The organism is Chitinophaga sp. Ak27, assembly GCF_012726295.1.
GTDB lineage: Bacteria > Bacteroidota > Bacteroidia > Chitinophagales > Chitinophagaceae > Chitinophaga.
Window position 1 is genome coordinate 39320 of sequence record NZ_JABAOB010000001.1, and the last position, 13098, is coordinate 52417.

At 47.2% G+C, this 13098-nt stretch carries 15 protein-coding genes; 2 read left to right on the top strand and 13 right to left on the bottom strand.

The annotated features are described in order from the left end of the window. Positions 1-46 precede the first annotated feature (46 nt). The 7 genes from HGH90_RS00145 to HGH90_RS00175 form a co-directional block, all read right to left on the bottom strand. Positions 47-799 carry an ABC transporter permease gene (locus tag HGH90_RS00145; protein WP_168765489.1) on the bottom strand — a complete coding sequence of 251 codons (753 nt, stop codon included), beginning with the start codon at positions 797-799 and terminating at the stop codon, positions 47-49. Between the two features lie 13 nt (positions 800-812). Further along, positions 813-1604 carry an ABC transporter ATP-binding protein gene (locus HGH90_RS00150; RefSeq protein ID WP_169190060.1) on the bottom strand — a complete coding sequence of 264 codons (792 nt, stop codon included), beginning with the start codon at positions 1602-1604 and terminating at the stop codon, positions 813-815. 113 nt (positions 1605-1717) lie between these two features. Further along, positions 1718-2353: a response regulator transcription factor gene (locus tag HGH90_RS00155; RefSeq protein WP_168736699.1), complete on the bottom strand. Its 636-nt coding sequence runs from the start codon at positions 2351-2353 to the stop codon at positions 1718-1720. A gap of 9 nt (positions 2354-2362) precedes the next feature. Beyond that, positions 2363-3142: a sensor histidine kinase gene (locus HGH90_RS00160; protein WP_168765491.1), complete on the bottom strand. Its 780-nt coding sequence runs from the start codon at positions 3140-3142 to the stop codon at positions 2363-2365. Further along, positions 3112-3750 (bottom strand): hypothetical protein, encoded by a 639-nt coding sequence (locus HGH90_RS00165; protein ID WP_168765492.1) that lies wholly within the window; start codon positions 3748-3750, stop codon positions 3112-3114. Before HGH90_RS00165 ends, HGH90_RS00160 begins: the two co-directional genes overlap by 31 nt. 30 nt (positions 3751-3780) lie before the next feature. Beyond that, positions 3781-4320, bottom strand: a complete 540-nt coding sequence (locus HGH90_RS00170; RefSeq protein ID WP_168765493.1) for a hypothetical protein — start codon at positions 4318-4320, stop codon at positions 3781-3783. A 101-nt stretch (positions 4321-4421) separates the two neighbouring features. Then, the gene (locus tag HGH90_RS00175) at positions 4422-6623 is read right to left on the bottom strand and encodes a B12-binding domain-containing radical SAM protein (RefSeq protein WP_169190061.1); all 2202 of its coding nucleotides are present in this window, start codon (positions 6621-6623) and stop codon (positions 4422-4424) included. Positions 6624-6796: 173 nt separating this feature from the next. On the opposite strand from HGH90_RS00175, the gene HGH90_RS00180 reads away from it, so the two are divergent. Next, positions 6797-7441, top strand: coding sequence for a YceI family protein (locus HGH90_RS00180; protein WP_169190062.1), 645 nt, complete (start codon positions 6797-6799; stop codon positions 7439-7441). 84 nt (positions 7442-7525) lie between these two features. Here HGH90_RS00180 and HGH90_RS00185 read toward each other — a convergent pair whose 3' ends face one another. Then, a complete protein-coding gene (locus HGH90_RS00185) occupies positions 7526-9430 on the bottom strand; it encodes a TonB-dependent receptor plug domain-containing protein (RefSeq protein ID WP_168765499.1) in 1905 nt (634 codons plus the stop codon). A gap of 132 nt (positions 9431-9562) precedes the next feature. Here HGH90_RS00185 and HGH90_RS00190 point away from each other — a divergent pair, with 132 nt between their 5' ends. Beyond that, positions 9563-9691: an alanyl-tRNA synthetase gene (locus tag HGH90_RS00190; protein ID WP_145673435.1), complete on the top strand. Its 129-nt coding sequence runs from the start codon at positions 9563-9565 to the stop codon at positions 9689-9691. Positions 9692-9701: 10 nt separating this feature from the next. Here the strand turns inward: HGH90_RS00190 and HGH90_RS00195 are convergent, their stop codons facing one another. The 5 genes from HGH90_RS00195 to HGH90_RS00215 all read right to left on the bottom strand — a co-directional run bounded on the left by HGH90_RS00195 (position 9702) and on the right by HGH90_RS00215 (position 13010). Continuing rightward, the gene (locus HGH90_RS00195) at positions 9702-10466 is read right to left on the bottom strand and encodes an isocitrate lyase/phosphoenolpyruvate mutase family protein (protein ID WP_169190063.1); all 765 of its coding nucleotides are present in this window, start codon (positions 10464-10466) and stop codon (positions 9702-9704) included. Positions 10467-10487: 21 nt separating this feature from the next. Further along, positions 10488-11270: a PhzF family phenazine biosynthesis protein gene (locus HGH90_RS00200; RefSeq protein WP_169190064.1), complete on the bottom strand. Its 783-nt coding sequence runs from the start codon at positions 11268-11270 to the stop codon at positions 10488-10490. A gap of 152 nt (positions 11271-11422) precedes the next feature. Further along, the gene (locus HGH90_RS00205) at positions 11423-11644 is read right to left on the bottom strand and encodes a CDGSH iron-sulfur domain-containing protein (protein WP_145673430.1); all 222 of its coding nucleotides are present in this window, start codon (positions 11642-11644) and stop codon (positions 11423-11425) included. An 81-nt stretch (positions 11645-11725) separates the two neighbouring features. After that, positions 11726-12394: a DUF1266 domain-containing protein gene (locus HGH90_RS00210; RefSeq protein WP_168765502.1), complete on the bottom strand. Its 669-nt coding sequence runs from the start codon at positions 12392-12394 to the stop codon at positions 11726-11728. Positions 12395-12626: 232 nt separating this feature from the next. Next, positions 12627-13010 (bottom strand): VOC family protein, encoded by a 384-nt coding sequence (locus HGH90_RS00215; protein WP_169190065.1) that lies wholly within the window; start codon positions 13008-13010, stop codon positions 12627-12629. Between the last annotated feature and the right edge of the window lie 88 nt (positions 13011-13098).

Here is a 13098-nt window from a genome sequence, read left to right on the forward strand (position 1 = left end):
TACAGGGAGATGGATAAATACCATCTCCCTGTAAATTTGATCCCCGTTACTTACTCTCCCACTTAAACCATTTCACGCCCAATACAATAAATATCGCAGCATACCCCACCGATGCCAGCAACGCGTAAGTATTTTCTGTAGTCCAAGTAGCCGGCGCCAAGCTGGAAGCCAATACCCTCCTCACTACACCGTAGGGCGACCATACCACGACCTTTCCTAATATCTCTCCCAGCATACCAAACTCGCCAAACATACCAATCATGATAAACACGAAATACACCAGTCGGGTGGTTGAGTTAACTGTATCCGGATTTTTAATACGCCCTACAATCGCCTGTCCCATACCAAGGTATACGGCGCCCCCCAACATGGCCAGCAGTAGTCCGGCTATATATCCGGCAGGTGAAAGCTGTATATGATCTACGAAATAACCGCCAATAAATATCAATATCGTCATGAGCAGGATCATGGCCACCTGTACCAGCAAGCGACTGGTCATAATGGTCCATGCCGATACCGGGCCTACCCTTAACCGCTGAAAAACGCCGCGGTCGCGATCCCGCGCAATAGCGTTGGTATAACCCATCAGGCCTATACTGGTAAGACCAATAGTGATACAGGAGGAAAGTACAAATACGCCACCCAACTTATCTACCAGGCCTTTCCAGGAAAACAGAATGATCAGCGGCAGCAATAATACCAGTCGCAGGGAACGACGGTTGCGCCAAAGGATGGTAAAATCGGCTCTCAGCAAAGCTGCCAGTACCGCGCTATTTTTAGGTATGCTTGTTTCCAACATAACAGGTATATTTTTAAGAACGTACGGCCGTTCCCGTTAAGCCAATAAAAACATCTTCTAGGGTTACTTTCCCTTTCCTCATTGCTTTCAGCACTTCGGGATCATGCCGGTGCTTATCGATCAGCGCTTCCGGCGTATCAATGGCAATAATCCGTCCGTGGTCAATGATTGCGATCCGGTCGCAAACAGCCTCGGCTTCTTCCATGGAATGGGTAGTGAGTAATACGGCGTGCCCGTTGTTGCGGAAGTATTCCATTCGCTCCCACAGCTGCCGCCGCGACTGTGGGTCGAGCCCTGTGGTAGGTTCATCCAGCAGCACCAGTTGGGGATTATGTATAGTGGAAATGATCAGGGATACCCGTTGTTGTTGTCCGCCTGATAGCTCAGCGATTTTCTTACCTGCGGCAGCCTCCAGGTTGATGGCCCCCAGCTTTTCCTTAACAGAGGCATCGTCCAGGTTAACACCGTAGATGCTGGCAAAGAGGCGGATAATTTCTGCGATGGTCAGCTCCGGCTGGAAACTGGTTGCCTGTAATTGTACACCCATGTTAGCCCGGGCATGCAGGGGCTTTTGACGGGTATCATACCCGGCCACGGTGATGGTGCCGGTATCGGGTTTTAACAGACCTTCCACCGCACTGAGCGTACTGGTTTTACCGGCGCCGTTGGGTCCCAGTAAACCGAAAATTTCGCCGCCATATACGCTGAAAGATACCTCTCTTACCGCCTGGAATGTGCCATAGCTGACATTGAGGTGCTGCACATCCAGGATGGGTGATGCGCTCGCAGGTGATTGTTCATTCATTGGAAGCGGGTTTTAAACGCAGGTCGAAAGTACAACAATCACCTGTTTGCCAGGAGCTAAAAAGGCAAAGACCGCCGAAATACCGGTAAACGGCGGCATCCCGGCGGTGAAAACTATAACGACACCAGTTGCCGGCGCAGCGCTTCCAACACCATACCGGTACGGCTTTGCACATTTAGTTTATTAAACAGGATTTCCCGGTATCCGTCTACGGTTCTTTCAGTAACATTCATTTTAGCGGCAATCGCTTTATAGGTAAGATCGCTGCAGGCCAGGGTCAGGAACTCATGTTCCCGCTCGGTGAGGGTTTGCTTTTGTTCGGATTGGAGTAGCAGGCGGCGGTAGTTTACGTTGGCCGCATCATTGTAATAGGTGCCGGTGCTGTATATTTCCCGTAGCGCTTTTTCCAGTTCTGTGGGATGGATATCTTTCAGGAGATAAGCACAGCAGCCTGCTTTCAGCATTTCAACGATGGTAGCATCGTTATCTTTCATCGACAGCGCAATCACTTTTACACCGGGGTATAGCTTTAAAACGGCTTCTGTAGTTTTTGCGCCATCCATTACCGGCATATTTACATCCAGTAAAAGCATGTCGGGCGGGGTGGGCAACAGTTGTAATTTATCCAGCATTTCTTTTCCGTTCATCGCCTCCGCTACAATCTGGAAGCCTTCAAAACCACCAATCAGTAAACTAAGTGATTTGAGGAAGAGTTGGTGGTCATCTGCAATGCCAATATGGATTTTCATAGATTAAAATTATTCTAACGGTAATGTAATTAAAACAGCCGTACCTCCGGAAGTAGTTACCTCCCAACGGATATCCCCACCCAGCAGCCGCGTACGGTGCTGCATATTACGGATCCCCATGCCGATAGAAGCCATGCCGGCCTTATCAAACCCAGCGCCATCATCGGCAATAATGACGATGAGCTCACTGGCATCTTTCCGGATACTGATATCAATCACCTGTGGACGGGCATGCTTGATACAGTTTTGAATAGCTTCCTGGATAATACGAAACAGGATGATCTGTGGTTCCGCCTGCAGGGGTAGTACCATCAGTTCATGGGTAAACTTTACTGCAATGGCCCTGCTGGAGTTAATCCGGTCTACTTCTGCCTTCAGGTTATCTATCATACTGAACTGGTCGAGCCATTGGCGGCTGAATGATTTTGACAGCGCCCGAAGATGCTGAATGGCTAATACCAACGTATCTTCCGCTGCCTGCAAGGTATCGGGAATAGCCTCCATACTCCGTTGGGTTACATTAATCAGGAGTTTGGTGCTGCTCAGTAACTGGCCTATATCATCATGCAGTTCCTGCCCCAGGTGGGCAAAGGCTTCTTCCTGCATTTCAATCTGGGACCACATGAGCTGTTTGTCGTAATCTTCTTTCATAAGCTTAAGCTGGTGTAAATAAGCATCCTGCTTTTTCTTATAACTAATCACTGCAGCTACTACCACCAGTCCCATGATGGTAACCAACAATGAAATAAAAACCACTGCTACAAAGAGATCCTGTTTGACCGGAAGCATACTATGCCTTTTATCAGCATAATATACAACAGGTAATTGGATAATGAGTTCAAAACCGCGAAAAAGTGCCGGGCCCTGTTGGTGTCGTTCTCCAGCAAAAGGTTATAGAATGCATTAACACTTACCGAAGCGGCGAAGTAAATAAAAAAAGCAAGGGTTAACCAAAAAATCGGGTGCTGAAATATAGACGCTTCACTATCCGGGGTTATTGAAAAAAAGGATAAAAGGCACCAGCAGATGACCAAAAAGCTTTCTATTGTGATGTTAATGCCGGGAAAGGCATGCCATCCTCCCAATACAAAGCTGTAAAACAGGGAAACTATACTGAATATAAAAATAGAGACACCCATTAATAATCTCCAGCGATAGTCCCTGATCCCTGATCGAAGAATAATTGTTATCAGACTATATTCCAGCACCACAAAGAAATGGTATACTATAAAAAAGCCTAATCCCTTTGTACCAATCAACTCCACGATCACTTCCGTGATAATGGATACTGCCAGCAATACGGTCAATATCTTTACTTCCCGGTATTCCAGGTGAAACAAACTGATAATAAAACAGGCTACCAGCAGTACATAATAAGCATATACCCATCCGTTCATTGGCACAAAGGTTTAGATTCAATGTTGACATTAAAGTATTGTACCCAGGTCTACTGTCGCAAGCGGGGACCCTTGCGCCCTGAGTAAATCGAACAAGGCTTTCAACGGTGGCGGATAAGGCGCGCCGTTGCCTCTTTCTTCAATCTTAGGATCAATAGCATCATGCACCATCGTATTAGTGGTGGCTTTTGCCAGCAACTGCGGATATCCCACCTGGTCCTGGCTAAGGGTAAGCCCTTCTGCTACCAGGCTGATCTTGTTGTTGGCTTCCGGAATAGCAAAATGGAAGCGGATAAACTCACAGCCTTCCTGGCTCAGGATACGCAGTAACGATGCTTTACTGAAATCTACAAAGAAAGTACCGTTAAAAAATTGAAGTAATTCAGGGTTTGCGATCAACTGCTTATAGAAGTTGTTCAGCATCCCAAAATAGGCCGCCACGGTTATCGGCATTCCAAAGGTTTGCACCGCATCGGTAAATGGCATCCGGTAATCCAGTTGCTCGGTGCTGGGATTCAGATGGCCCTGGTCATCACAACCATAGCCTGCAAAGGACATTTGATCACTCATAGTAGGTCAGTTTAATGGAAACAAATATTTAACTTTTCAGTCATGCTTAATACCGGGAAAATACCCGGTAAGCAAAAAAATCGATCGTTTCCACCGACTGCCTATAATTTTAACAACCCTACCCGGTGTAATCCATTCACCGGCTTATTATCCCAGAAAAGCTCGAAATCCTCCAGCCCCGCCGCTTCATAGCTGTCTTTCACTTCCTGGAGGGTATGCGTTTTAGGATTGGATACAGCCAGCTGTTGCAGCATGCCCGCTAACCAGGCCCCTTGCTCCGGTTGCACGCTGATGTTTATCTTCTCCCTTTTACCCTGGAAGGTAAAAGAAGACATCTCCCAGGTACTACCCTTCTTTGATTTGGTAATGATTTCCATAGCTGGTTGCTTGCCCAGGTATATCACTTTTGACGTGGGCTTGATCACCCCTGCTTCCTCTTCCAATAAGGCTTTCACAATAAAATCGGGCGTCACGGAGGTTTTGGGCACTTTAAACTCAAACCATTTCGACAAAGGATAATCCAGGCAGGCCCCATGCATATAATTCAACAGCGACTTCTTCAGGCCATAGCTAAAGCTTTCATGGTCTGCCCCCGTAGGGTCAATGTGTTGGATATCGTTGTTGGCAAAGGCGCCTATAGCGGTTGTTTCTTTTTCTACCTTGAATTTTGCGGGCTCCAGTCCTACCGGGCTATGGGCCGTCATGGTAAACTGGTGCCAGAAGGCCGATTGCAGGATCCCTGCGGCAAACATCTGCCGTACCATTTCCAGGGCATCAATGGTTTCCTGCGCGGTTTGCGTAGGAAAACCATACATCAGGTAGGCGTGCACCATGATACCCGCTTCGGTAAAATGGCGGTTTACACGGGCCACCTGGGCCACCGTGATACCTTTCTGTATGAGGCCCAGCAACCGGTCGGATGCTACTTCTAACCCGCCGGAAACGGCAATACAACCGGATGCTTTTAACAGCAGGCACAGATCTCGGGTAAAGCTCTTCTCGAAACGGATATTGGTCCACCAGCTTACGGTGAGCTTACGGCGGATGATTTCCAGCGCTAGCGCCCGCATCAGTGCTGGCGGCGCGGCTTCGTCTACAAAGTGGAAGCCGTTTTGCCCGGTTTGCGCGATGATTTCTTCCATACGGTCGCACAACAGCGACGCTGTAATGGGCTCATAAATCTTTATGTAGTCCAGTGAAATATCGCAAAAGGTACACTTTCCCCAATAGCAGCCATGCGCCATGGTGAGCTTATTCCAGCGCCCATCGCTCCAGAGGCTGTGCATGGGGTTTACCACCTCGATAGCCGAAATATACTGATCCAGCAGCAGATCGGTATAATCCGGGGTGCCCAGCTGCGATTGTTTGTAATCATGCGTGGCCTTATCGTTTACATAGGTCACCTGGTCATTGGCCAGCAGGAAGGTACGTTTCAGCTCCGCGGCGGTTTTTCGTCCTTCCAGGAACTGCAACAGGTTTTCCAGCGGCGCCTCTCCATCATCCAGGGTGATGAAATCCACGAATTCAAATACCCGGGCATCAGCCAGTGAACGCAGCTCTGTATTCGGGAAACCGCCTCCCATAGCTACTTTCACATCCGGGTAATGTTGTTTGATCCATTGCCCGCAGCGCAACCCTGCGTAGAGGTTTCCGGGAAAGGGCACAGAAATAGCTACCATGGCTGGTTGCACCCGCTCCATATGCGCGGCAAATAATTCGGTTAAAATCTGATCGATATAAGTATACTCGGCCTGTAAGGCATCATAAAGTTCATCAAAGCTGTTGGCGGAGCGGCTTAAGCGCTCTGCATAACGACTAAAGCCAAAATGCGGGTCTACACATGCCATGATCAGGTCCGACAAATCTTCCAGGTACATGGTAGCCAGGTGTTTTGCCCGGTCTTGCGTACCCATGGAGCCAAAAGCCCAGTTCAGATCATCCAGCTGTTCAAAGCGGGCTGCCTCCGGCAAATAATCCCGTTTACAGATGAGATGTGCCAGCGTAGGGTTCTTTCCCTGCAAGAACAAAATCACCGCATCTATCGTGTCTATATAATCTTCCTGCAATACCAGTATACGGGCTATGTTCTCCGTCATTTCCTGCGGCGGATGCGCGGCAATATGCGCAAACAGTTGCTGCAATCCCCCTTTGGAAAACAAACGCAAAGTCACTTCAATACCCAGGTCGGCCTGGAAGGATGCAATATTTTTGGTATTCAAAAATCCTTTCAGGTAAGCAGTGGCCGGATATGGCGTGTTCAACTGTGTAAATGGCGGCGTTATAAAAAAAACAGTACTACTCAAGTCGGGAATTGTTTAAGGCGCAAAAATACCCCTTTTTAAGCAGAAAGCTAAAGGCGAAAAGCATCGAAGCGAATAACCAACGAAGAAAAATAATTTTAACATTATTTTCCGGATCCCGTAACTGCTAATCCGCTTGTCCCGCTTAAATTGCAGCAAATTAAACACACACATATATGCAACGATTAGCATCTCTGCTCTTTATTGGAGGATCTGTTATCCTCATGTCTTTTACCACGCCTGCTACTGTTGACAATGGAGAAAAGCCAACCAAAACTATTACGGCCAGGAAAACAATTGTATTCCTGGTAGACAGTAAAGAAAGTAAACTGAACTGGACAGGTAAAAAAGTAACCGGTCAACACCAGGGTACTATCAACATCGCAGATGGTAAACTGGACGTTGAAAACAATATCCTGAAAGGAGGAAGTTTCTCACTTGATACCCGCACCATAGCAGTGACCGACATTAAAGACGGGGGCAGCAACGCCAAACTACTTGGTCATCTGAAAAGCGAAGATTTTTTCTCCGTAGAAAAATATCCGTCGGCCAACTTTACTACAACCAGCGTTGTAACGAAAGGTGATGGCAATTATGAAGTAAGCGGTAAGTTAACTATTAAAGGCATCACTAATCTGATCACTTTCCCTGCTACTGTAACTGTGATTGGCGACAAGCTCACTGCAAGGGCGGTCATCAAGGTGGATCGTACCAAATACAATATTAAATATGGCTCTAAAAGCTTCTTTGAAGGCATCGGGGATAAAGCAATCTATGATGACTTCGACCTGGATGTTGTATTGGTAGCTAATGCCAAATAACGCATTCATTTTTCATTACGCCATTCCCTAAAAGCAACGGGCGCCTGGATAGTCAGGCGCCCGTTGCTTTCATTTGATATATCGTTAGAACCTATATCCGCCTCCCAGGGTAATCCATCTGCCAGGCATGGGCACTGCAGCCGCTTCAATATAGGTAACGTCCAGCAGGTTATTGGCATCTATATACACCTGGTAACGGGCACGCTTGTACGCTATGCGGGCATCGATAACTGTATAGTCCTTATAATTAATACGCATATTGTAACGCGCGGCAGCAGAGATATTGAAATATTGGCACACGGTAGTTTGAACATTGGCGCTGAACTGATGACGCAGGCTTTCAATGACATACCGGGATATTTTAGTAGAGAGTGCATCTCCTTTAAAGGAAGGCGAAAGATAGTTATAACCGGCGTTGATACCCAGGCTATTGAATATACCATGGGCCTGCAAGGTGGTATTATAACCGGCATTTAACCGGAATCCTTTCATATCTGCCCGCTGGAAGTTTTGCGGCTGCCAGTTGAGCGTTGCCGGATTGCTCACGCCTGCGGTATCTTTTACATAGTCGATAAAGTTATTAACCTGGCGGTAAAATGCGGACGCGCCATAGGAGAATTGGCCGGTAAACTTACGTAATCCAAGCTCTGCATATTGGGCTTTTTCCGGTCCCAGGTTTTCGTTACCGATAATACCTTTCCCTTTGTAATAAAGATCGGTATAGGTAGGAAGCCGCTGGGCGGTACCCGCATTGGCATAGAGCTTCAGCGTTGGCGTCAAGTTAAAACCAACATCTGCACCCGGGAAAAATTGCCAACCATAGAAGGAGTTATAGTTCAGGTATCCCCCGACGGTAAAGGTAAAACGGCGGTCGGCAATGGATTTATATTCTCCGAACAGTCCCAGGTTAGTTCTGTCGTGGTTACCGAGACTCGTACTCTTAATATGTTCATAACGCCCTTCCACACCGGCGCCGAAAGTACCGATATGCGTATTGAAGGTATTATTCAGCTCTGCGTCTACCACGTGGGTATTATGGAGATTGCGGTACTGATCGGGCTTAATGTAAACGTAATCATCTTTCGTATACCGATAACTGATACGTGGCGCCATAACCCAATTGGGATTGATCCGGGAAGTGTTGCTAACGGCGGCCAGCACAGTTTTTACTGTTTCTTTGGAGTTGAGGTCGCCCGGAGCAGCATAGAAACCATTAGCGCCGTAATCGTTGCTCACAAATCCCGCCATGACATTGTATTTGTGAAGGGAGTCGTTTTCAAAGGCCGCCTGGTAAAAGGCCCGGTAGTTATCGAAATCGGTGTTATAGCGGTATCCATTGCCCTGGTTACGGCTATAAGACAAAGACTGGCTATTGCCTTTCTTTACCAGGGCGCCGTTGGCGCCGAATCCTACAGCCCCATATAGATTGCCTTTCTCGTTCTTTTTAAAGCTGCTACCGAGACTGGCATTTATCCCTATACCATTTTCTGTGGCTTTGCGTGTCACGATATTGATAGCGCCATTCAATGCATTGATGCCATAAATACGGGCAGCGGCGCCTTTCAGCACCTCTATATGATCCACATCGTTTAAAGATACCGGCAGGTTCATCACGTTGTGCCCGGTTTGCGGGTCGGTAATTTTCACCCCATTGACCAGGATGAGGGTCTGGTCAAAAGTACCGCCATCAATACCTATATCGGCCTGGATACCTGCAGGACCGCGTTGTCTTACATCGAGCCCCGGTACATAGCTCAGCACTTCCGTGATAGAAGTAACCGGCATGGCTTCAATTTGCTTACGGGTAATAATGGTAATATTCCGGTTGATCGCCTTTACCGGCGCTGCCAGCCTGTTTTCCTGGACAATCACCTCATCAAGATGGTAAGCCGGCAGGGAAGAATCTGTTCGTTGCTGTGCTGCGGCGCTGCCACAGAGCCCGAGAAGCAGCGGCAATAATAGTTTGTTATTCGGTATTGCTAGGCGCATTTGTTGAAATCGTTGCTAAAAGAGCGCAAAAGTACGCATTTAATCATTGTTTCCAAGGCGGGTATTTTCGGGATGCTATAGTCTATCCAGATACATTTGCTCTATTCAAAAAAGCTGTAATTTTGATATACTATGAACACCGATAACACCAGGAAAGCAAAAATCATTAAATGGATAAAAAGAGTGGGCTTCTGGGGCTTTCTTTTTTTCCTGCTGAAAGGGCTGCTATGGCTTGCTTTGGGCTACTGGGTATTAAAATAGATCCAGCTGCTTATATGTTGGCGAATGACCCCTGTTCTACGATTTTCCCGATTACATTTTTCAAGCAGTTATTTGCTGCGCGGTAAGCGCTGCCACCCATACTGATTCTTTTAACACCGGCTTCCTGCAATGTATCGAAAGACGGTAACCCCGGCATAGATAATACATTTACCGGCAACGTAGTGGCGGCGGTCACCTCGCGTATGTCGGCCAGATCGTGTATAAAGGGAACAAAGATTCCATCGGCGCCTGCGTTTTCAATGGCTTTCATCCGCAGCAACGTTTCTTGCAATCGGTTGGGAACATTCAGTAAATAGGCGTCTGTACGGGCATTGATAAACAGGTCGATATTTTTCCGGGAAAGCTCGTTCCGGATAAACTCCAATCTGCGGCAAAATAAGTCCAGTGGCTCCAATACGCGGCTATCGCCCACCATAGAGTCTTCCAGGTTAATACCCACTACCCCGATATCGTGCAGCCGTTCGAGATGCTTCACTACCTGCGCCTGGTCTGCGCTGTAGCCCCGTTCTATGTCGGCCGATAACGGCACACGCACGTGGCGAGATATCTTCTCTATGACAAAAAATAACTCGTCGAAGGATATCTGTTCTCCGTCTTCATATCCCAGCGTATCTGCAATTGCAGAACTGGAGGTGCCGATAGCCATAATACCGCTGTCCTGTAAAACACGGGCGCTGGATACATTCCAGGCATTGCCGAGTAACAACGGGGTATCTTGCCCGTGCAGTGACTTAAATAAGGTATACTGATTCATGATATGGAAATTATAGATTTATCAAATACTGAACTGGCCTTTCAGGACGGTAACGGCTTCTCCTTTCAACAGCACCCGGTCGCCCCGGAGTGTTACTTTCAGCTCGCCGCCCCGCTTTGAAGCCTGCCAGGCGAGGAATTCATTTTTGTGCAACCGCTCCGCCCAGTAGGACGCCAGGCTGCAATGAGCCGACCCGGTAACCGGGTCTTCATCTACCCCAACAGGTCCGGCAAAATAACGGGAAATAAAATCATAGGGAGTAGCCGCATCTGCCTTGCCGGTAATAATGCAGCGGTAAGACCGTAAAATAGCAGGATCCGGCACAAAGGTAGCCACCGCTCCGCCGGAGGGAAGTTCTACGATATAACGGTCAACACTATACGTTACCTGTACCGCCTCTTTAAACAAAGGCTTTAATGCATCCGGCAATGTAGCCGGTTCATGGCTCCTGGCAGGGAAATCAAGTACTATCCATCCATCTTCCTGGTATGCTGTAAGCGTGCCGCTCAACGTATAAAAGGAAATAGGCGCACCCTGCAGCGCCAGCCCATTTTCCCATAGCATATGCGCGCTGGCCAGCGTAGCATGCCCACAAAGCGGAATTTCTACCAGCGGTGAAAACCAGCGCAGGCGATAGCCTGCGCCTTCCGGCAACAGGAAGGCTGTTTCCGACAGGTTATTTTCTGCAGCGATAGCCGTTAGTAATGTGTCGTCCGGCATGGCTTCCAACAGGCAAATACCAGCGGGATTACCTTTAAAAGGTACACGGGTAAAGGCATCTACCTGGAAATAAGGTATGTTCATGGCTCCTGTAAATGTGAGGTACAAAAGTGCAATTAATTATGGTACAAAAACAGGTACAATTTTGTCAATTTAGACCATATCAGATAGAGCAGCGGGAAATAAAAAAGGCATCATATCTGTTGTGATATGATGCCCCTGAAAATAAGTTGATCCTATTGTTTTTTAGGAGGAAGCGCAAAAGCCACGGCTTCATGCTCAAAATGTCCTTTATGCGAACCATCACAGAAAGGCTTGTTGGCAGAACGTCCGCAGCGGCAGATACTCACCACTTCGCGACCTCCCAGGTCATACGCATTGCCGTCTTTATCTACAATCTGAAAATCTCCCTCTACTTTCAGGGAGCCGTTGTTGTTAACCGTAATCTTGGTAGCCATAAATATTTTCCTTATTTAGCCGGCAAAAATAGGAAAAACTATACAAGGTGGTACTGCCACTTTTAAAAGATAAAAAATGGCTTAGTTAAGCGGTTGTATCTGGTAAATACTGTTTTCTCCCCTGGTAATGGTTTTAGCGAGATCTTCATACGTCTTATTATTTTCCTGATCACCACCCCACGTCTTGCGGCCTTCCAGCCAGTCGGCGAAGTAATCGTCCCAGGTTTTGAAATCCCTTCGCGCCAGTGGCAAAGCAGCCGCGATATATTTTTCCGCTTCTCCCCGGGTAATATAACCGGCGGCATAACCCATGCAGGCATTGTTCACCAGGCGGGCATAATCCCAGGCACGATGGGTATTTTTAGGATCGCCCTGAGTTAACTTATCCAGCGTTTTTACCAGGCTTTCTTTATCGCGGATATCCCATCCTTCCCGGAGCATGTCCTGTGCGCCCGCAGCATCATCAGGTTTGAAAGGAAACTCCAGTATCTGTTTATAGCTGTCTACAATTGCTGCTTTATCCGTACTGTTAATCATTTTATTCACCGCATCCACACCGCCATAGCCATTGATAAAATAGATACCTCCGAGCATAAATCCACTCAGTTTTTCGTCTTTAACAGATGCGGATACAGGTGCAGCCGACTGGGTAGCGGTACTATCGCCACCAGTTTTTTTACCTTCAGCACCACAGGCGCTAAATGCCAGTGCGGCTGCAATCGGGGCAGCAAACAAAATGGTCTTCTTCATTTTTTGTCGTTTGATGTTGTTTAAAAATGGATTATAGAAGCAACAGATAGGTGACGAATAACAATCTGGGGGCATGTTATTTCCATTAACAGTCAGGTTTCAATAAGTATGGTAATGGGCATGCTACAAACAGTATACATTCACTTTATCAGCGTGCCGAAAATATAAAATATTCTTAAACAACCATGCCGATGCCTAAATTAGGCATCGGCATGGTTAGCAGTGCTATCATTTATTTTCCCTCTACTACGGAAAGTATATTGCCAGCAGGATCAGTAAACCAAGCCACTGTAGGCCCTTCTACGCCAGCGCGGTGAATACCCCTGGCATCGGTGGCAATGGGACCGGTGTACTGTAAAAATTTTATCCCCTTCGCCGACAACTTATCTACTACCTCTTCTACATTACTTACCTGGAAATTAAGGATCGTAAAGGTAGCCGGCACATGATTAGGTTTAGCATACACCAGGATGGAGGTACCTCCTGCCAATTTGAGCGTGAACATATGCTCACCCAATGCTTCTGTTTCCAGTCCCAGTTGATCCTGATAAAATGCCCTGGCTTTCTCCAGGTCATTCACAGAAAACCCGCTGAATGCTTTTGTGTTACCGAACATAATACAAGTTTTTACTGGTGAAGTAATAACCCGAATTTACAGCTATTCTTTTATTAGTCAGGTATACTAACATCTTTCATTAACGGCT